Consider the following 19891-nt stretch of genomic DNA (forward strand, 5'->3'; position numbering starts at 1 on the left):
CGGCAGCATCAACGGGGTGTGCCTGGAAACCGCGGACGCGATGGGGGTCGACCTGCCGCTGATCCGCTTCATGCAGCAGCACGTCTTCCGCGACGGATACCCGTGAGGCAGGCCGACAGCGCCGCCGACCAACGAGGAGCAGGATCAATGGCCGAACAGCAAATTCCCGCCGAACTGATCGACCGGCTGGCGATCACGCAGGTGATCCACGATTGGGTATTCTACCGCGACAACGGCAAGTTCGACCAACTGGTCGGCTTGTTCGCGCAGAACGGCCGGATGACGACCAACAGCGCCAGCCACAGCGCCGCCGAGTTCGCCGCTTACGGCAAGACATTGCGCGAAGCCGGCGTCCTGTCGCACCACTTCCCCGGCCCGTCGCAGATCAGGATCAACGGCGATAGGGCGCTCGCCGAAACTCAGGCGATGCTGATGATGCGCGGCAAGGGTGGCGGCGTCGAAGCCGACATCACGGTCCTGCTGCGCTACCTCGATCGCTTCGTCCGCGAGGACGGAAGCTGGAAGATCGAGGAGCGGACCCCGGTCTACATCAAGGACCGCGTCGACGCGGTCATTCCGGGCACGCCGATCCCGATCAATCAGGAGCTGTTCGCACAAGGACCGCCCGGTTGCCAGTTCCTGATCTACTCGAGCCGCATCGCGGGCGCCCCGCCGCCGCCGGTCGAGGCGATCACCTTCAACACGCCGCGTGCCGACGCGCTCCACGCGGCGAGCGAAGACTGGCTGGCCGAGTAGCGGGCGGCCGAAGCGGCGGTCCGACGGATCGGCGACCACCCCGATGTCGATCAGCGTGGTGCCATCCGCACCGCACCGTCGAGCCGGACGTCTTCGCCGTTGATATAGCCGTTGGTAATCATGAACAGCGCAAGGCCGGCATACTCCTCCGCTGCGCCCAGACGCTTTGGGAAGGGGATCATCGCCCCGAGCGATTCCCGTAGTTTCTCGGGCGCCTTCGCCATCATTGGCGTGTCGAAGATGCCGGGAAGGATCGTGTTGCAGCGGATGCCCTCGCCCGCCAGGTCGCGCGCGACGTTCAGCGTCATGCCGACGATGCCCGCCTTGGCGGAAGCATACGCGACCTGACCGATCTGGCCTTCCTCGGCCGCAATACTGGCGGTGTTGACGATCGCACCGCGCTCGCCGTCGAGCGGGTCAAGCGCCATCATCCCCGCCGCCGACCTCGTGATGCAGCGGAACGTCCCGACCAGGTTCAGCTCGAGTACCCAGCGGAAGCGGGCCGATGGCTGGAACTCGACCGCGCCGGTCTCGCGGTTGCGCGTCGCCGTTTTCATCGGTCCCATGCTGCCGCCGGCGCAGTTGACGAGGATGCGCTCCTGGCCATGCGCTTCGCGGGCCCTGGCGAACCCTGCATCGACGCTGGCGTCGTCCATGACGTCGACGGCGCAGAAGATCCCGCCGATCGAACGGGCGCGGTGAGGCCCGATTTCCTCGTTCTTGTCGAATAGCGCCACCTTGACGCCCTGCTCGCTCAACGCTCGCGCGGTCGCATAGCCCATGCCCGACGCGCCGCCAGTCACGATCGCTGCAATGTCGCTGCTCAGTTTCACGGCGAGGCCTTCCTGTCGTTTGCCGTCAGACCCGCTCGATGATAATCGCCGGTGCCATCCCGCCCGCCGCGCACATGGTGACGAGGCCGCGCTTCAGCTCGCGCCGCTCCAGTTCATCGAGGATCGTGCCGATCAGGATCGCACCGGTCGCGCCGATCGGATGGCCGAGCGCGATCGAGCCGCCGTTGACATTCACCTTGTCGCGATCGAGGCCGAGGTCGCGGATGAACTTCTCCGCGACCACCGCAAACGCCTCGTTGATCTCCCAAAGATCGATATCCGCGACCGTCAGCCCCGCCTTGGCCAGCACCTTCTTGGCTGCGGGGACCGGCGCGTTGAGCATCAGCGTCGGGTCGTCGCCGACATTGGCCGTCGCCACGATCCTCGCGCGCGGCTTCAGCCCGTGCCTGTCGGCATAGTCCTGGCTGGCGAGCAGCACCGCCGCCGCGCCGTCGACCACGCCCGACGAGTTGCCGGCGTGGTGGAAATGCTCGATTTCCAGGTCCGGATACTTGCGGTTGATCTGCTTGCGGAAGGTCGTGCCCGCCTCGTCGATCGGATAGTCCGACAGCGCCGCGAAGGCGGGCTTCAGCCCTGCGAGGCCCTCTGCGGTCGTATCCGGCCGCGGGTATTCGTCGTGGTCGAGGACGACGTTGCCATCGTCGTCGGTCACCGGGATGATCGACCTGGCAAAGCGGCCCTCGTCGATCGCGATCTTGGCGCGGCGCTGGCTCGCCAGCCCGAGCGCGTCGAGCGCCTCGCGGCCGATCCCTTCCATGCTGGCGATCGCATCGCCGCACACGCCCTGGTGCGACTGCGGATGGTTCACGTCGAGCCGCGCGTTGCCCGATCCCATGCCGAGTGGCTGCTTGCCCGCCGCCATCTCCTCGGCCGCCATCGACGAGGTCAGCGACATCATCTCGGTGCCGCCGGCGATGACCAGATCCTCCATGCCGCTCATGATCTGCGCCGCCGCGAAGCTCACCGCGGTGATGCCGCCGCCGCAGAAGCGATCGAGCGTCGTCCCGCTCGCTTTGACGTCGTAGCCGGCGTCCAGCGCTGCCATGCGTCCCAGGTCGCCGCCCTGCTTGCCGCGCTGCGATGAGGTCGACCAGATGATGTCGTCGACGTCGGCCGTGTCCAGATGGTTGCGCTCGGCGATCGCCTTCAGGACGGTCGCGGCCAGGTGCTGCGGGTGCATGTGCGACAGCGCGCCCTTGCCGGGCTTGCCGCCGCCGCGCGGCGTACGGACGGCATCGATGATGTAGGCGTCCGTCATATTGCTCCCCCCTGGTCTTCGCCGGGCCTGCGCCATTCATGAACGCAGCCGGATGCGACCAAGGCGTCGATTTCCGCAGCGTCGTATCCTGCCTCGCCCAGGATGGCGCGGGTGTGTTCGCCCGGGTGTGGGGCGGGGCGCGTCGCGCCCGGCTGGGTCTCGGACCAGGTCGACGGCGAACTGATCTGCCAGACCTGCCCCTCGGTCGGATGCTCGACCTTGGTCAGCAAACCGACGTCCGACAGATGCGGGTCGTCCATCAGCTCCTCGATCGAATTGACCGGCATCGCCGGGATGTCGAGCGTACGGAACAGGTCCAGCCATTCTGCCGTGCTGCGCTCCAGCATGACTTCCGCCACCATGGTGTAGAGCGCGTTGATGTTCTGCAGCTGGATCGCCGGCGTCGCGAAGCGGGGGTCGTCGTACCATTCGCTGCGTCCTGCAGCGGCGAAGAACCGGCGCCACTGCTCCTCATAGTAAGGCAGCGCAGCGATATAGCCATCGCTGGTGCGGTATGGGCGCCGCTCGGGCGCGAGCATGCGGCGATAGCCCCATGGACCAATCGGCGGGTCGAACGCTTCGCCGCCGAGGTGGTCGCCGAGCATGATCGACGCCATGGTCTCGAACATCGGCACGTCGATCTGTTGGCCACGCCCCGTGCGCGCGCGCGCGAGCAAGCCGCCCAGGATGTTCATCGCGACCTGCGTGGCCATCAGCCGATCGACGATCGGCGACGGGCAGAAGCGGGGCTCCGGCGCGCCCGCGTAATGAAACAGCCAGGGCATCCCGGTCGCGGCCTGGATCAGGTCGTCGAAAGCGGCGAGGCCGGCATAGCGTCCACCTCGACCAAAACCCAGCGCGCCGACATAGAGGATCGCGGGATTGATCGCCGCCACCTGCCGATAGCCGAAACCGAGCCGTTCCATTGCCTGCGGCCGGACATTGTACAGGAGTACGTCGGCACCGGTAATGAGGCGGGTCAGGACATTCCGGCCTTCGTCGGACTTCAGGTCGATGGCCAGGCTGCGCTTGCTGCGATTGAACCCCATGAACCAGCCCGCCATCGTCGGCGACCGGCCGAGACCAGTGCGGCGCGTCCGATCACCGCCAAGCGTTTCGATCTTGATGACGTCCGCGCCCATATCACCCAGCATCTGGGTAGCATATGGGCCCATCAATACTGTCGAAAGGTCGAGAACCTTCACGCCATCCAGCGCGCCGGGCGCGTCCTTCCCGTCGGGAATTACTTTGCTAACCATGCCGTAACAGTGAAATATACCGAAGAGCCATTCTACATTCCGCTCATTGTCATAGTACGATGACCGATCGCTATCCCCCCACGCCAAAGGGGTCAAGACACCGTGATAAAGTGGTGATTGTTTTATATATAGATCTGATTGGTATTTGATATCACAAGGTCAGTAGCATTGAATCGGCGGTCGTGTAACCCACTGTATTTTATTTAGAACTGACTTTAGGTTCGAGTTCGTGCAAATCGCTCACCTCGCGGATGAACATCTTGCGTTTGCGATGGCCCGCAGTGATAAGTGAAAGCTTATCAGCTGGGGCGGCCGTTGGATCTCAAACAGCTACAGCAGTTCGTGGTGCTAGCCGAAATGCTCAATTTTCGCCGGGCAGCGGAGCGTCTCAACATCGCGCAGCCGGCGTTATCGCTGTCGCTGCAGCGACTGGAGCACGAGCTGGGTGTTCGGCTGCTCGATCGCAGCCGGCACAGGGTCTCGATCACCGAAGCCGGCGCCGCGGCGCTGCCCGAAGCGCGTCGCACGCTGGAGTTCGCCAACCGGTTGAAGCATCAGGCCAAGGCCGGCGCGCTCGGCCATGTCGGGTCCGTCCGGCTCGGCTTCGTCGGCACCGCTGCCTATGACATTCTGCCCCGCGCCCTGATTGCGTTCAGGAACCAATATCCGCAGATCGATACCGAGCTGCGCGAACGTACCACGGCCGATCTGCTAGCGGAACTTGCCCGCGGCGAACTCGACATCGGCATTGTGCGCTATCCGACCGAGATACCCGGCGATGCGTTGATGGAAACGCTTGCGGCGGACACGAGCGTCGTTGCGCTGCCGCCCGGGCATCCCCTGGAGCGGCGCGAGAAGGTCACGCTGGGCGATCTGGCCCGCGAACCTTTCATCTTTCCCTCGAGCACGCTCACCCCCTCACTGTTCCATGCCAATATGGCGCGGTGCCAGATGGCGGGTTTCTCACCCAGGATCGTACAGGAAGCGTCGCAGATCCAGACGATCATCGGGCTTGTGCAAGGAGGGGTGGGGGTCGCCCTGCTGCCGGCGTTGATCGCACGCCATTCAGTGCAACGAATTGCTTTTCGGTACTTGATCGAGTCGAGCACGCTGCTGCCGACCGGACTGGCGCTGCTTCACTTTCCGAAACGGATCAGCGCACCCGCGCTTCATTTCCGCCACGTCGTGCTCGAAGTAGCCGGCGTGTTACCGCCCGCTTGAAGGCACTGAATAATCCTCGAGATCAGGGCCGCCGCAATCTGGAGACGAGAGCATGTCATCACGCGGCAACGAGCCGGTCGGTCAGGCCGAATGGGCACATCATTGGCGCTTTCCGCTTATCAGCGCGGCGGCATCGGCGGTTTCGGTCACCCACCTGAACAGCGTCGGCGTGATCCTGCCGGCGATCCGCGAGGAATATCGATGGCCCGTCACGCAGGTGGTTGCCGGCCTGACGCTGCTGAGCATCGTCGCGCTGTTGCTGTCGGGATGGGTCGGCGCGGCCGTCGACCGATGGGGCTCGCGCAGGATCGGGATGGCTGGAGTCGCGATCTATTGCGCGGGGTTTGCCGCGCTGTCGACTGCCGGCCCGTCGATCTGGAGCTGGTGGCTGCTGTGGCTGGCCATCGCGTGCGGGTACGTCTGCACGACCGGGACCGTCTGGACGCCCGCGATCGCCCGCCGCTTTTCGCGCCACCGCGGACTGGCGATCGCGGTCATGTTGTGCGGCAACGGCGTCTCGGCTGCCGCTCTGCCGTTCATCACCACCGTGCTGGTAGAACGATATGGCTGGCGAGGGGCGTGCATCGGGATCGGTGCGGTCGAAGCCGGCTGCGTCCTGCCGCTCCTCTGGCTTTTCTTCAGGGATAGAATACCCGCCGGCGCGCGTCCGGTCATCCTGGATGCGCCGCCGGTCCAGGGCGGGCTGAGCTTTCGCGATGCCATTCGGTCCCTCCACTATGTGAAGATCGCCGGGGCGGCATTGCTGTTCACGATGGCGACGACCGGCCTCGTCGTCCATTTTGTCCCGATCCTGCGCGAAGCCGGGTTGGCGCCCCGCACTGCGGCGCTCACCGCCGGCGGCATCGGCATCGGCGCGATCGTCGGACGATTGGTAACCGGCATCCTGCTGGATCATCTGCACGGACCGATCATCGGCGGCATCGCGTTCAGCCTGCCGGTCGCGGCGCTGGCGCTGCTCCTAAGCCATCCGACGCCCACCACCAGCGTCGCCATCGCGCTGCTGATCGGCCTGGCGCTCGGCTCCGAACTGGATGTCGTCGCCTATGTTTCCACTCGCTATTTCGGTTTGCGCCACCTCGGCGTCATCCTCGGTACCATCGTTGGATTGATCAGCTTTGGCGGTGGCATGGGTCCGCTGGTGTCGGGCATCATGTTCGACCTGTTTGGCAATTATCATGGTTTCATCATCGCATTGATCGTTCCCTTGCTGATCAGTGCGGTGTTGATCGCCTCGCTCGGGCCGTATCCTTCAAGTGACGTCTTGGCCGGTGATACGACGTGAGCATCACATGGTGTTATCTTGATATTGGACACCCACTTGATCCGACCCGATAGCTGACGACGCCCGAGCAAGGGCGCCATCATTGCCGAAGCGAACACGCTCGGCCTGTCAGGGGAGAGATGATCGTGGAAAGCTGCGCCGGCCGCACGGGACGATGGCTGAGGACGGTCTCGCTGGGAGCAATCATGATGGGGGGCGTCGTGCCCGCGGTACAAGCCCAGGAGGCACCGGCCCGGGAGGCACCCTCTTCACCGGCGGCGATCAAGCCGGCAGGCGGATCATCGCAGGAGGGCAATCTGGACGACATCGTCGTCACCGCCCAAAAGAAGAGCCGCGCGGAAAAGCTTCAGGACGTTCCGATTGCGATCACGGCGCTAGGCCCTGCGCAGCTGGAAAGCCTGCATGCGGTATCGCTGGAGCAGATCGGCGCGCGTATTCCCAACGTGTCCTTTACCCCGGTGGGCACGTCGCGCGGCGTCGCGGCATTCGGCATCCGCGGGCTCGCCAGCACCAGCTCGGTCCCGTCGAGCGAGCCGGCGGTCGGCGTGTTCGTCGACGGGGTGTATCTGGGCACCAATTTCGGCGTCGTGCTCGACGAGCTGTTCGACATCGAGGACGTCGAGGTGCTGCGCGGGCCGCAGGGAACGCTGCAGGGTCGCAACGTCACCGGCGGCGCCGTCACCATCCGCACCGTGCGGCCGGGCGACCAGCTGCATGTCGAAGCGCTCGCCTCGATCGAGAGCGGCCCGCAGAAGACGCTGGCCCTGAGTGTCGGCGGCCCGGTCGCGGGCGACTGGCTGAAGGTCAAGCTGGCCGGCTATTATCGCGACGACGACGGCTGGTTCAGGAACGCATATTTCAACGGCCGCAAGACCGCGGCGGACAAGACCTTCTTCTTCCGCCCGACGGTGGTGATCGATGTCACCCCCGACGTCGACCAGACCTTCATCGTCGAGCGCGGACGCGCCCGCGGCGACAGCGTCGCGGTCCAGAACTCGTTCGATCCGGGGCTGCGGCAGTTCGCGACCAATTACGATACGACGGGTTTTGCGAACAACGACTGGTTCTCGGCGACGTCCGAGACCAATATCCACGTCCCGCTCGGCGATGGCGTCATCACTAACATCGCCAATTATCGATCGACCAAATTCGATGGGCTGCTCGACACCGACGGATCGGCCCAGTTCCTCAGCAACACCTACTCCTATCTCACGCAGCACCAATATTCGGACGAGCTGCGTTTTGCGGGCACATTCGGCAACCTCGATCTGACCACCGGCGTCTTCCTGTTCCGGCAGAAATACGCCTATTTCAACCGGGTCGTAACGCCGACGACGGATCGCACACAGGCGGGCTTCATCACCAATCCGTCGTTGGGCATCTTCTCCCAAGGCGAGTACCACGTCACGCCGACGGTCTCGCTGACCCTGGGCCTGCGCTACAGCATCGACAAGAAGGAGGCAGTGGTCGACCGCTCGCCGGCCGGCGCGGGCAAGAGCAATTGCGACTATGCCACGAAGACTTGTCCCTTCTCGTTCCTGCCGGTGTTCACCGACGAACATACCTGGCGCAAGCTGACGCCCAAGGTCGGCCTGAACTGGAAGGCGACGCCGACCACATTGCTTTATGCCTCCTACAGCCAGGGGGTGCGCAGCGGCGGCTATAATGTCCGCAGTGCAAGTTCGGTCGTGCCGCCCGGGCCCTATGACCAGGAGACCCAGGACGCGTTCGAGGCCGGAATCAAGACCGATCTGTTCGACCATCGGCTCCGCCTGAACGGCGCCGCGTTCCTGAACTACATGAAGGGGCTGCAGCGCGACATCCAGTCGGTGCCGCCGCTCGGCTCCGGCGAGACGGCGGTGGTGTCGGTGTCGCGCAATGCCGCGAACGCCACCTTCAAGGGGTTCGAGGCGGAGGCGACGTTCGCACCGACGTCGCATTTCCAGCTGGTCGGTTCTTTGGGATACACCAACGTCAAGTTCACCAAGGTGCTGTACGATCTCTCGGGCGATGGCGTCATCAACGGTATCGATCTTGCGCTGAAGCCGCCGCGCCTCGCGCCATGGTCGTATAGTGCCGGCGGCACCTATTCGCACGATCTCTCGGCGGAGGCGGCGCTGAGCGGCAACGTCACCTATGTGTACCGTGATCCGTCCTTCGCCGACGACAAGAACTCGCTGATCAACTCGTCGCGCCGCATGCTCACGGCGACGCTGTCGCTGGACCTGCGGCCGCAGCATCTGCAATTCTCGGTGTTCGGCAAGAACCTGTTGAACGACCCCAACGAATCATCGCAGGTGCAGACCGTCGGCGGTACGACGCCGCGCCTGTTGCGCCTGCCCGAGAAGGGGAGGACGTACGGCGTCGAAGCGCGGATGCGGTTCTGACAATCTCCCCGGCATGGTGCGGGACGCGGTGTCGCAGCGGGGTAGCGGCCCGGCTACAGCGCCCCGACCGTGCGCAGCGCGGCGATGTCGTCGTCGGTAAATCCCCAGTCGCGCAGACCGCTGACGTTGTGCGCCCCGATCGCCGGGTCGAAATGCTGAACATCGCCCGGTGTCCGGGAGAAGCGGGGCGCGGGAGCCGGCTGCGTCACCCCGTCGATCGTCACGAAGGTCTCGCGCGCGACGTTGTGCGGATGGCGCGGCGCATCGTCGAGCGACAGCACCGCGGCGAAGCAGGCATCGCTACCCTCCAGCAGCGCCGACCATTCCGTTTGCGTGCGCTGGAGGAAGGCAGCCTCGAACCGCGCGCGGATCATCGGCCAGGCGGCGCGATCATGCTGACGATCCGGAGCCAGGTCATCGATGCCGAGCCGCTTCAGCAGTTCGGCGAAGAACTGAGGCTCGATCGATCCCAGTGCGACCCACCGGCCGTCCCGGCATCGATAGGTGCCGTAATACGGGGCGCCGCCGTCGATCGTGTTGGCGCCGCGATCGTCGACCCAAGTGCCGCCCGCCTTCAGGCCATAGAACATCGCCATCAGCGACGCCGCGCCGTCGCTCATCGCCGCGTCGATTACCTGTCCCACGCCGGTGCGTCGGGCGTGCAGCAGGCCCGCGAGCAGGCCCACCAGCAGATACATCGCTCCGCCACCGAAATCGCCGACGAGGTTGAGCGGCGGTATGGGCTGTTCGGGCAAGCCGATCGCGTGGAGCGCTCCGGAGATGGCGATGTAATTGATGTCGTGTCCCGCCGCCTGGGCAAGCGGTCCGTCCTGTCCCCAGCCGGTCATCCGACCGTAGACCAGCGCCGGATTTCGCGCGAGCGCCTCGTCCGGACCCAGCCCCAATCGCTCCATGACGCCGGGGCGGAAACCTTCGAAGACCGCGTCCGCCGTCGCCATCAGCCGGAGGCAGGCGTCCACCGCCCCAGGCTCTTTGAGGTCGAGCGCGACCGACCGGCGACCCCTTCGTGTGACGTGCGTCTTCGTTCCGCGGTCATTGCCGGGCCGGTCGATCCGCAGCACGTCCGCCCCGAGATCGGACAGGATCATGCCAGCAAAGGGCCCGGGCCCGATCCCGGAAAACTCCAATATCCTAATTCCCAGCAGGGGGCCTTGCGCCATATGTGCCTACCATTCGCTTATATGTCTTCACTCTGAAGAGTATGCCCACGTAATCAAACAAATGGAAAGAGCGTTGTCGTGACCAGACGAGAAAACATCTCAAGATGAGCGTGCATCTACTATTCGATGCCGTCGATAGTGTTGCGAAAGACCTGTTCGATCGCGAAACGGTCAGAGCGGGATCGGCTGGTGCATGGCTGGCCGATGCTTGGCGCTCGCTGGCCGATGTCGGCATGCTGGCCGCATTGTTACCCGACGACAGGGGCGGCTTCGGGGTCGATCCGGCTGACGCCGTAAGGCTGCTCGAGGTGGTCGGGCGTCGGGCGATCCCGCTGCCGGTAAGCGAGGCGATGTTGGCAACGGGCCTGCTTGCACGGGCAGGAGTCGATTGTCCGGACGGGGTCACGACGCTGGCGCCGCCCCATCGCACCACGGCAACGTTGGTCCGCACCCACGCCGGCTTCAGCATCGCCGGTCGGGCGAGCAGGGTGCCATGGGCGCGTCACGCCGACATCGTCGTTGTGGTCGCCCGATCGGGCAATGAGGCATGCCTTGTGCCCGTTCCCGTCGGCGCGTGCGCGATCAAGGAACAAGCGAATCTGGCGGGCGAGCCACGCGACGACGTCACGTTCGATTGCATGGTCGAGTCGGCCAGTGTCGGCCGCGCCGCGAACCTTGACGCCTTCCGCATCCACGCGGCCGCTGCCGCCATGCGCACCGTGATGATGGCCGGCGCCGCCGATCGGCTGCTCGATACGTCGGTGGAATTCGCCCGTACACACGAGCAGTTCGGCCGGCCGATCGCGGCCTTCCAGGCGGTGCAGCAGAACCTCGCCGTGATGGCGGGCCAGGTCGCCCTGTGCCGGGCGGCCGCGGATATGGCGGCCGCAGCCGTGTTCGCGCCCGACGGCGGCGCCGCGATCGGCATGGCGAAGGCGCGCGCGGGCGAGGCGGCGTCTGGCGTCGCGCACCTGGCGCATCAGGTTCATGGCGCGATCGGGTTCACCGCCGACCACGACCTGCATCTGTACAGCAAGCGCGTCTGGGCATGGCGGGAGGAGTTCGGGAACGAGGCGGAGTGGAACGAGATGGTCGGGCAAGCCGTGCTCGACGAACCTGCGGGCGCGTGGGCGCTCATTACCGACCCAGCGGGGCAAAGCCGATGACGTCGCTCGATTTCCCCGTTCCGCAGTTCACGCCCGAACTGCTCGCGCTGCGCGTCGAGGTGCGTGCTTTTCTGGCCAGCGCACGCGCGAACGGTAGCCTTGTCCCGGGCGGCGGCTGGAGCCGGTTCGACCCGGCGTTCAGCCGCAAGCTGGGCGAACGCGGCTGGATCGGCATGACCTGGCCGCGGCGGTATGGCGGACACGACCGCAGCGCGCTCGAGCGTTATGTCGTGATCGAGGAAATGCTCGCCGCGAGCGCGCCGGTCGGGGCGCATTGGATCGCCGATCGGCAGATCGGGCCGCTGCTGCTGAGCCATGGCACGGAAGAACAGCGCCGCACCCTGTTGCCGCGGATCGCGGCGGGCGAATGCTATGTATCGATCGGACTCAGCGAGCCGGGCGTCGGATCAGACCTCGCGGCGGTACAGGCCCGCGCCACCCCCGTTCCGGGCGGCTATCGCCTGACGGGCACCAAGCTGTGGACGACACGGGCGCATTCGAGCCACTATATCGTCGTGCTCTGCCGTACCGAAGGTGAGCGCGGCGATCGCCACGCCGGGCTTTCGCAACTGCTGGTGGATTTCACCGCGCCCGGCATCGAGATCAGGCCGATCATCGACATGACCGGTTCGCACAGTTTCAACGAGGTGCGGTTCGACGAGGTGTTCGTGCCCGACGCAATGCTGATCGGTACCGCCGGCGCAGGCTGGAAGCAGGTCACCGGCGAGATGGCCAACGAGCGCAGCGGGCCGGACCGCTTCCTGTCCTCGTTCGCGGTGCTGGAGCAGATGGTCGAGGCGGTGCGCCGCCAGCCCAGCGCCGAAGGGCGCAAGGTGATCGGCCGCATCGTCGCGCACCTCGCCGTGCTGCGCCGCCTGTCGCTCTCGATCGCCGAAATGGTACGGCTGGGGCAGGATCCGACGGTGCAGGGAGCGCTCGTCAAGGATGTCGGCGCGGTGCTGGAGCAGGAAATTCCGCAGCTCGCGCGCGAGCTGTTCGCGCTCGAACCATCGCCCGGCTCGTCGGATGCCCTGAGCTCGACCGTGGGATCGATGCTGCTCGCGGCACCCTCGTTCAGCCTGCGCGGCGGCACGCGGGAAATCCTGCGCGGCATCATCGCGCGCGGCCTGGGCGCCAGGTAGGAGAACGGATTTGGACGAACCGGCACCCGTTCTGGTCGATCACCCGGAGGCGGGGATCGCCGTGGTCACGCTCAATCGTCCCGATGCGCGCAACGCGCTCTCGGGCAGCGGCATGCTCAATGCGCTGTTGGCCGCCATCGCCACGCTCGACGACAACCCAGCCGTGCGTGCGATCGTCCTGACCGGCGCCGGCTCCGCGTTCTGCTCGGGCGGCAACCTCAAGACCATGGCCTCGCCCGAAGGCGCGGCTAACCGTCCGCCGGCAGCAACGCGCGCCTATTACCGGACGGGCATCCAGCGTCTGCCGCTCGCCTTCGAGCGCCTCGACGTTCCGGTCATCGCGGCAGTGAACGGCGCGGCGATCGGTGCCGGCTGCGACCTCACATGCATGTGCGACATCCGCGTGGCGGCGACGTCGGCGGTGTTCGCCGAGAGCTTCGTGACGCTTGGCCTGATCCCCGGCGATGGCGGGGCGTGGCTGCTGCCACGGATCGTCGGCTTCGCCAAGGCCAGCGAGATGGCGTTGACCGGGGACCGCATCGGCACCGACGAAGCGCTTGCCTGCGGCTTGGTGTCGAAGGTGGTGCCGGGCGAGGAACTCATGGCGACCGCCTTGGGTATCGCTCGCAAGATCGCAGCCAACGCGCCGCTCGCCGTCCGCATGACCCGGCGGCTGCTGCGCGCGGCGCAACGGACCGGATTGGACAACGTCCTGGAAATGTCCGCTGCGATGCAGGCGATTGCCCATGCCACCGAGGATCATCGGGAGGCGCTGGATGCCCTGCGCGCGCGGCGCGCGCCGGTGTTCCGCGGGTGTTGATCGTCGGCGACCGTCGTCCGGAAACAGGCGTCCACAGACCGGGGTTGACCGGTTGCCGTTCGCGGTCGCCAGTGCCTTCGGGGGACGTCGCTCTGGTTCGGCCGGGGCCATGATGCCGGGAGAGGTGATCGTGAACAAGGTGCGGGAAAGGCCGATGCCGCGACGCGGAGAGGAAATGCGACGTGGCGCCATCTGACTCGATCGCAATACCCGCGGCGGCGGCGGCGGTAGGCTTTGCAGGCGTGAACGACCCGCCGGCCATCGCCTACCGCACTGATCCGCCATCGTCGGGGGAACCCTATTCGCGCGCCGTGAAGCGGGAATTCGCATCCGGCTGGCCAGTGGTGTTGGGGGCCAATCTCGGCATCGCGGTCGGCGTGACCGCGATTCCGGCGGCCGCGATCGCGGTCTTCATGCGCGCCCTGCAGGCCGAGTTCGGCTGGAGTCGCGCCGAGCTGTCGGTCGGGCCCGCCATCCTGATGGGCGTTGTCGCGTTGATGTCGCCGATGGTGGGCTGGGTCGCGGATCGCGTTCGGGCTGCGTGGATCGCCGCCGTCGGGCTCGCCGCGCTGACATCGGCGCTGGTCCTGTTCAGCCGGCTGGGGCCCAGCCTCAACCTCTATTACCTGCTGTTCGCGGCGACCGGCGTGATGGCGTCAGGGGCGGCGGCGGTGCCCTATGCACGCGCGGTGAGCGCGGGTTTCGTGCGCGGCCGCGGCCTGGCGCTCGGCATCGCGATGCTCGGGATCGGGATCAGCGCCGCGCTGCTCCCGGCCTTGCTGTCGCCCTATGCCGCACGCGTCGGCTGGCGGCAGGGCTACGTGGCATTGGCGGTGATCGTCGCGTGCGCGATCCCGGTCGTGGTGGCGTTGATGTCGCGACAGCCGGCGATCGTTCGCGCGGCGCCGGGAGTTTCGGACGGCAGCGGCGAATCATTCGCGGCCGCGCTGCGCGACCGCGCCTTCTGGACGCTGGGTGCCTGCTTCATCCTCATCCCGCTCTCGGTCGGCGGGATGCAGCTGCATCTGCTGTCCTTCCTTGGCGACGCCGGCGTCAGCCCCGCCACCGCCGGGCTCATCGCAAGCTCGGCCGGCATCGTCCAGATCGTCAGCCGCCTGCTCTCGGGCTGGCTCGTCGACCGTTTCTACGCGCCGCGCGTCGCCGCGACCATCATGGTGATCGCGAGCCTGTGCATCGCCGGCCTGGCCATTGTCGGTGCACCTGCCGCGCCGCTTGGCCCCATCGCGTTCGGCATCGCCATGGGGTCGGAAATCGATCTGATCGGCTACATGACCGCCCGCTATTTCGGCATGCGCGCCTATGGCCGGCTGTACGGCCTGCTCTATGCCGCAACGATGGTTGGGGCCGGGCTGTCGCCGATCTTCTTCGGCAGCATCTACGATGCGACGAAGGGTTATACCGCGGCGCTCTACGCGGCGAGCGGCATGCTGTTCGTCAGCGCTTTGCTGTTTGTCTCGCTGCGTCGTCCCGGCCGTACCGATGAACATCCCCAGGGTTGACCGGAGCCGGGCGGGCTGGCCGGCGACCGGCTTTCGAGCGGCGCGTTCCTGCCATGGCGAAGGGCGATGAACTGATGCCGGCCAGCCCCGTCCCGGCATTTCCCCGCGATCCGGACGATGCAGGCGTCCGCCTGTTCGCCTTCACCTGCGGCCATATCACGCTGCCCCTCTCGTTCTTCCTGCGTGGCGAGGACGGGCAGATCACCATACCGGTGACGGCTTATCTGATCGATCATCCGGCGGCGCTCTGCCTGTTCGATACCGGGCTCGGTGCCAAATATCGCCGCCCGACCGGCACGCCCGGAACCGGCCGAGTCGACTTCAGCGAGCACGAAACGATCGCCGCCAGATTGGCGGAGATCGGGGTAGCGGCCCAGGATATCCGCTGGATCATCAACTCGCATCTCCACCTCGATCATGCCGGCGGCAACGCCCATCTGCCGAACGCCACGATCATCATCCAGGACAGCGAATGGGACTTTGCCCGGGCCGGGATCGATCCCTCCTATGTCGCGGGCGAGGTCGATACCGGTCAGCCGGTGCAACGGATCACGGGAGAGTTCGATCTGTTCGGCGACAACACGGTCGTGCTGATGCCGACTCCCGGGCACACTCCCGGCCACCAGTCGGCCCGGGTGCGAACGCTACGCGGCGACGTGCTGCTTGCTGGCGACTGCTGCAACCTCAAACGCTCGCTCGACGAGTTGAGGCTGCCCGACCATTGCCATGACGCGGATAGCTATCTCGACTCGCTGAAGATGCTGCGGCGCGAGCGCGAGAAGGGTACCGCGATCCTCTTCAGCCATGACCCGGACTTCTGGGCGACGATCCCCCAGGCAAGACCGCTTGGGGTCGGTGTCGCGGGGAAGATGGCCGACCCGGTACCATGATCGAGGGGCCGCGACATCCCGCGCTTTCGGGCGTGCACATATTCCTGGCCGCCGCCGAGTACGGCAGCTTCACGCGGGCCGCCGCGATCCTCGGTCTTCCGCAATCCTCGGTGACGCGCCAGATCGCCGCTCTGGAGGACGCGGTCGGCTGCCGGCTGTTCGAACGTCACCGCCGCGGCGCGCTGCTGACGCACGAGGGAATCCGGTACCGCGACGAAGTGAAGCCCGCGGTCGACCGCATCTGGCTCGCGACGCGACGCCTGCGCCGTCGGGATACCGACCGCGAATTGCGGCTGCGGGTTTACCCGACATTTGCGACGCGCTGGCTGCTCCGCCGGCTTCAGGCCTTCAACACCTATGCTCCCGGCGTCACCGTCTCGCTCGATGCGGCGGCCGAGCCGGTCGATTTCGCCTGTCACGATGTCGATCTCGCGATCCAGTTCGGTAGCGGCCAGTGGCATGGTGCGGCCGCGGAGCTTCTGTTCCCCGACGAGGTTGAGCCGGTCTGCACGCCGGATCTGCTCCGACGGGTCGGCCCCTTCGGCGCGGTCGACGATCTGTCGAAAGCGTTGCTGCTGCAATCCCGCTATCGTCGTGACGACTGGCAGGACTGGCTCGCGGCCAACACCGAGTCGTGGCCGCAACTCCGTACCATGGAGTTCGGCAGTTCGGTGCTGACCTTCCAGGCCTGCCTCGACGGCCTTGGGGTCGCGATGGGCCAGCCGCTGCTGCTGGAGACCGAACTTGCGGACAAGCGCTTGCTGCGCCCGATGCAGCGGCCGCTGCGCCGCCCGCACCTCGGCTATTATCTGATCAGTCCGGCGGGGCGGCGGATGACGATGCCGGCCCGTCGGTTCGCTACGTGGATTCGCGATGCGGCTGCGGCTTGACGGCATGCTCGGGGCATCAGCGATGCGATCGGCGCATGCCAGAATTGCCGGGGCAAACGGTAGACCGAGGCGCAGCGCTGCTGGGTGAAGGAGAAATCATGACGGCCTTTGCTTCTCTCGGTTTCATCGGCCTCGGCGTCATGGGCGAGGGCATGGCCGCCAATGTGGTCGCCAAGGCCGGCGTGCCGGTTTACGGCTTCGATCTCGATGCCGGTAAGGTCGACCGGCTGAGCCGGGCTGGCATGATCGGATGCGCCAGCGTCGAGGAGGTCGCCGACGCGGCCGAGCTCGTGTTTCTCTCGCTCCCCGCGGCTGCTCAAGTCAGCGAGGTATGCGACCGATTGCTCGCTGCGCCCGGTCGGTTGCGAGCCGTCGTCGACATGAGCACCGCGCCGGCGTCGCTCGCCCGCAGCTTGAACGCGCGCTGCGCGGCAAGCGGGCTGGACTTCATCGACGCGCCGGTCGCGCGGCTGCGCCAGGCCGCGCGCGACGGCACGCTCAGCATCATGGTCGGGGCGACGCCCGAGCAATTCACGGCGATCGAGCCGTATCTGCGGTTCATGGGGAGCGATGTCAGCCATTGCGGTCCTTCCGGATCGGGGCAGGTCGTCAAGATCCTGAACAACATGGTCGTGTTCATGACCGTCCACGCCCTCGCCGAGGCGCTGGCGGTCGGCCGGGCGCAGGGGCTCGACGGCAAGACCTTGTTCGACGTGCTGTCGCTGGGCTCGGCCGACAGCTTCATGCTGCGCAATGCCGGTATGGGCGCGCTCGTACCCGAGGTCTTTCCGCCAGCCACGTTCCCGACGACCTATGCCCTCAAGGACATCGGCTACGCACTGGACCTCGCCGAGGAAGTCCAACTGGATCTGCCTGGTGCGCACGCGACGCAGGCGCTGCTCGAGGCGACCCGGGGCGCGGGCTTCGAACGCGAATATTATCCCGTGTTCCTCAAGCTGCTGCAACGTCGGCGCGAGGCCGCGCCATGAGCGTTGCGCGCCGGGCCCGCGCCGAGGCCGCCTATCCGCGTCTTCACCTGCTGATCGATGGAGCGTGGATCGCCGCTGACGCGCGACCGTCCGAGCCGGTGATCGATCCCTCGACCGGCAAGGCGCTCGGTCGTTTTCCGGTCGCCGGTCCGGCCGACGTCGAACGCGCGATCGCCGCCGCCGGCGACAGTTTCGAAGCGTGGCGCCTCAAGCCTGCGCTGGAGCGCAGCCATCTCCTCCGCGCCGCGGCGGAGGGGATCCGAGCCCAAAAAGAACTTCTGGCGAACCTGATCGCGCTCGAACTCGGCAAGCCGCTTGGCGAAGCCCTGCGCGAGGCCGAACTCGCCTGCGAAATGTTCGAATGGGCCGCCGAGGAAGCGCGCCGCCTCTATGGCCGCTTGATCCCGTCGAGGTCTCCCACCCTGCGCCTGAGCGCAGTGCGCGTACCGGTCGGTCCGGCGGGAGCCGTCAGCGGCTGGAACGCGCCGGCACTCACGCCTGCGCGCAAACTGTCTTCGGCGCTCGCTGCGGGTTGCACGATCGTCCTCAAGCCGAGCGAGGCGACGCCGGCGACCGCGCAGCTGCTCGTCCGTGCGCTGCACGACGCGGGTATCCCGCGCGGCGTCGTGAACATGGTGCTGGGGGACCCGCCCGCGTCGGTCGGCCGCATGGTCGATCATCCCGGCTTGCGGATGTTCAGCTTTACCGGCGGGACGGACGTCGGACGCCGGCTCGCCGCTCGCGCTGCGCTGACGTTGAAGCGGACGGTGTTCGAACTTGGCGGGCACGCTCCGGTGCTGATCTTCGACGACGTCTGCCCCGAAGAGGTCGCGCCCGCCGCCGCCGCCGCGAAATTCCGGAACGCAGGACAAGTCTGCACGTCGCCAACGCGGTTCCTCGTCGCACGCCCGATATTCGCGCGCTTTCGGGACGCGTTCGTCAGGGCGACCGAGGCGCTGCGGGTCGACGATCCCTTCGCCGACGGGACGGCGATGGGCCCGTTACAGAACGCGCGGCGGCTGGAGGCGGTGACGACCCTCGTCGCGGATGCGCGTGCGCAAGGCGCTGCGGTAATTGCCGGGGGCTCACCGATCGAAGGGACGGGCTGTTGGCATCAGCCGACGGTATTCGTCGACGTCCCGCTCGATGCCCGGGTCATCGCGGAGGAGCCGTTCGGGCCGATCGCGCTGCTCGCTCCGTTCGATACGATCGACGAGGCCATCGCGGAGGCCAATCGCCTGCCGTTCGGCCTCGCCGCCTATGCGGCGACCCAGCGGCTGAGCATCGCCGAGCGCCTGAGCCGCGACGTCCATTGCGGCACGCTCGCGATCAACAGCTGGATCGCGTCCTTCCCCGAGACGCCGTTCGGAGGGATGAAGGACAGCGGCATCGGCATCGAGGGCGGAACGGAGGGCATCGCCGCTTTCCTGCAGACCCGATGTATCAGCGTGGCTGCCTGAGCATGGTCGATCCGATCGCGCCGACCGACGTTGCCCGCTATCCGGCGAGCACCAGCTTCCGGCTGCTCTTTACCGACGTGGATAGCCTCCAGCACGTCAACAATATCGCGCTCGCACGCTATCTGGCCGAGGCCCGCGCGACATTCGACGCCGAGGTGCTCGGACACGATCTGGTGACCGAAAGCGCGAAAGGACACGCCTTCGTCATCGCGCGCGTGACGATCGATTATCTCCATGAAGCGAAGCACCCCGGGACGGTGGAGGTCCATACCGGTTGTGCCGGGATCGGCCGGACATCGTTCAAGCTCGCTCAGGCGCTCATCCAGCACGATCGTTGCGTCGCGGTCGCGCTGACGACGCTCGTTCACCGTCAGGCCGGCGTACCTTCTCCGCTGCCCGAAGCATTTCGCCAGAGGTTCGCCGAGCGGATGATGCGGGATGTGTCCGGATGATCCGTCCGCAGGATCCACCGAACCCTCTGGAGCCTTTATGGATTTCGAGCTGACCGAAGAGCAGAGCGCGTTTCGTGACAGCGTGGCGCGGTTTGCGCGCGCCAATCTCGCGGACAGTGCGCTGCGGCGGGCGCACGACCCGAGCTTCTCGTTCGATCTCGCGCGCATCCTGGCGGCACAAGGCTTGCTCGGCATCGTCTTTTCCCAGGAGGACGGGGGCGCGGGCGGGACGCTGATGGATGCGGTGATCGCCATCCAGGAACTCGCGATGGTCTGCCCCAAAAGCGCGGATGTCGTGCAGGCGGGAAACTTCGGACCGATCCGCACCTTCGTCCACTACGCC

Annotated in this window: 18 protein-coding genes; 14 read left to right on the top strand and 4 right to left on the bottom strand. The window is 66.5% G+C overall.

Annotated elements, in window-relative coordinates; all coding sequences use genetic code 11:
• Nucleotides 1–147 precede the first annotated feature (147 nt).
• Complete coding sequence (locus ACFE64_RS10860) at nt 148–756, top strand: nuclear transport factor 2 family protein (RefSeq protein WP_375392479.1); 609 nt, start codon at nt 148–150, stop codon at nt 754–756.
• A 50-nt stretch (nt 757–806) separates the two neighbouring features.
• Here the strand turns inward: ACFE64_RS10860 and ACFE64_RS10865 are convergent, their stop codons facing one another.
• The 3 genes from ACFE64_RS10865 to ACFE64_RS10875 are packed head-to-tail and all read right to left on the bottom strand — an operon-like array spanning nt 807 to nt 4073.
• Complete coding sequence (locus ACFE64_RS10865; protein ID WP_375392480.1) at nt 807–1589, bottom strand: SDR family NAD(P)-dependent oxidoreductase; 783 nt, start codon at nt 1587–1589, stop codon at nt 807–809.
• A 25-nt stretch (nt 1590–1614) separates the two neighbouring features.
• Nucleotides 1615–2868 carry an acetyl-CoA C-acetyltransferase gene (locus ACFE64_RS10870; RefSeq protein WP_375392481.1) on the bottom strand — a complete coding sequence of 418 codons (1254 nt, stop codon included), beginning with the start codon at nt 2866–2868 and terminating at the stop codon, nt 1615–1617.
• Nucleotides 2865–4073: a CaiB/BaiF CoA transferase family protein gene (locus ACFE64_RS10875; protein ID WP_375392482.1), complete on the bottom strand. Its 1209-nt coding sequence runs from the start codon at nt 4071–4073 to the stop codon at nt 2865–2867. Before ACFE64_RS10875 ends, ACFE64_RS10870 begins: the two co-directional genes overlap by 4 nt.
• A 369-nt stretch (nt 4074–4442) precedes the next feature.
• Between ACFE64_RS10875 and ACFE64_RS10880 the strand changes: the two genes are divergently transcribed.
• The 3 genes from ACFE64_RS10880 (at nt 4443) to ACFE64_RS10890 (ending at nt 9038) form a co-directional block, all read left to right on the top strand.
• Entirely contained in the window at nt 4443–5348 is a 906-nt protein-coding gene (locus tag ACFE64_RS10880) for a LysR family transcriptional regulator (RefSeq protein WP_375392483.1), read from the top strand.
• Between the two features lie 52 nt (nt 5349–5400).
• A complete protein-coding gene (locus tag ACFE64_RS10885) occupies nt 5401–6651 on the top strand; it encodes an MFS transporter (protein ID WP_375392484.1) in 1251 nt (416 codons plus the stop codon).
• 185 nt (nt 6652–6836) lie between these two features.
• Complete coding sequence (locus tag ACFE64_RS10890) at nt 6837–9038, top strand: TonB-dependent receptor (protein WP_375392485.1); 2202 nt, start codon at nt 6837–6839, stop codon at nt 9036–9038.
• 53 nt (nt 9039–9091) lie between these two features.
• On the opposite strand, the gene ACFE64_RS10895 is transcribed toward ACFE64_RS10890, so the two are convergent.
• On the bottom strand, nt 9092–10219 hold the full coding sequence (locus ACFE64_RS10895) for a CaiB/BaiF CoA transferase family protein (RefSeq protein WP_375392486.1): 1128 nt from the start codon (nt 10217–10219) through the stop codon (nt 9092–9094).
• Nucleotides 10220–10323: 104 nt separating this feature from the next.
• Between ACFE64_RS10895 and ACFE64_RS10900 the strand changes: the two genes are divergently transcribed.
• The 10 genes from ACFE64_RS10900 to ACFE64_RS10945 all read left to right on the top strand — a co-directional run.
• Entirely contained in the window at nt 10324–11385 is a 1062-nt protein-coding gene (locus ACFE64_RS10900; protein ID WP_375392487.1) for an acyl-CoA dehydrogenase family protein, read from the top strand.
• On the top strand, nt 11382–12527 hold the full coding sequence (locus tag ACFE64_RS10905) for an acyl-CoA dehydrogenase family protein (protein WP_375392488.1): 1146 nt from the start codon (nt 11382–11384) through the stop codon (nt 12525–12527). Before ACFE64_RS10900 ends, ACFE64_RS10905 begins: the two co-directional genes overlap by 4 nt.
• Nucleotides 12528–12537: 10 nt before the next feature.
• The gene (locus ACFE64_RS10910) at nt 12538–13347 is read left to right on the top strand and encodes a crotonase/enoyl-CoA hydratase family protein (protein WP_375392489.1); all 810 of its coding nucleotides are present in this window, start codon (nt 12538–12540) and stop codon (nt 13345–13347) included.
• 311 nt (nt 13348–13658) lie between these two features.
• A complete protein-coding gene (locus ACFE64_RS10915; RefSeq protein WP_375392490.1) occupies nt 13659–14867 on the top strand; it encodes an MFS transporter in 1209 nt (402 codons plus the stop codon).
• A 53-nt stretch (nt 14868–14920) separates the two neighbouring features.
• Nucleotides 14921–15757, top strand: a complete 837-nt coding sequence (locus ACFE64_RS10920; protein WP_375392491.1) for an N-acyl homoserine lactonase family protein — start codon at nt 14921–14923, stop codon at nt 15755–15757.
• The gene (locus tag ACFE64_RS10925) at nt 15754–16647 is read left to right on the top strand and encodes a LysR substrate-binding domain-containing protein (protein ID WP_375392492.1); all 894 of its coding nucleotides are present in this window, start codon (nt 15754–15756) and stop codon (nt 16645–16647) included. The genes ACFE64_RS10920 and ACFE64_RS10925 overlap by 4 nt, the downstream gene beginning before the upstream one ends.
• A gap of 98 nt (nt 16648–16745) precedes the next feature.
• Nucleotides 16746–17636 carry an NAD(P)-dependent oxidoreductase gene (locus ACFE64_RS10930; RefSeq protein ID WP_375392493.1) on the top strand — a complete coding sequence of 297 codons (891 nt, stop codon included), beginning with the start codon at nt 16746–16748 and terminating at the stop codon, nt 17634–17636.
• On the top strand, nt 17633–19096 hold the full coding sequence (locus tag ACFE64_RS10935) for an NAD-dependent succinate-semialdehyde dehydrogenase (protein WP_375392494.1): 1464 nt from the start codon (nt 17633–17635) through the stop codon (nt 19094–19096). Before ACFE64_RS10930 ends, ACFE64_RS10935 begins: the two co-directional genes overlap by 4 nt.
• 2 nt (nt 19097–19098) lie before the next feature.
• Nucleotides 19099–19548, top strand: a complete 450-nt coding sequence (locus ACFE64_RS10940) for an acyl-CoA thioesterase (protein ID WP_375392495.1) — start codon at nt 19099–19101, stop codon at nt 19546–19548.
• A gap of 37 nt (nt 19549–19585) precedes the next feature.
• Nucleotides 19586–19891: acyl-CoA dehydrogenase family protein (locus ACFE64_RS10945; RefSeq protein ID WP_375392496.1), on the top strand; the 306-nt coding region annotated here is incomplete at its 3' end.

The sequence above is a fragment of the uncultured Sphingomonas sp. genome (assembly GCF_964250165.1).
Lineage (GTDB): Bacteria > Pseudomonadota > Alphaproteobacteria > Sphingomonadales > Sphingomonadaceae > Sphingomonas.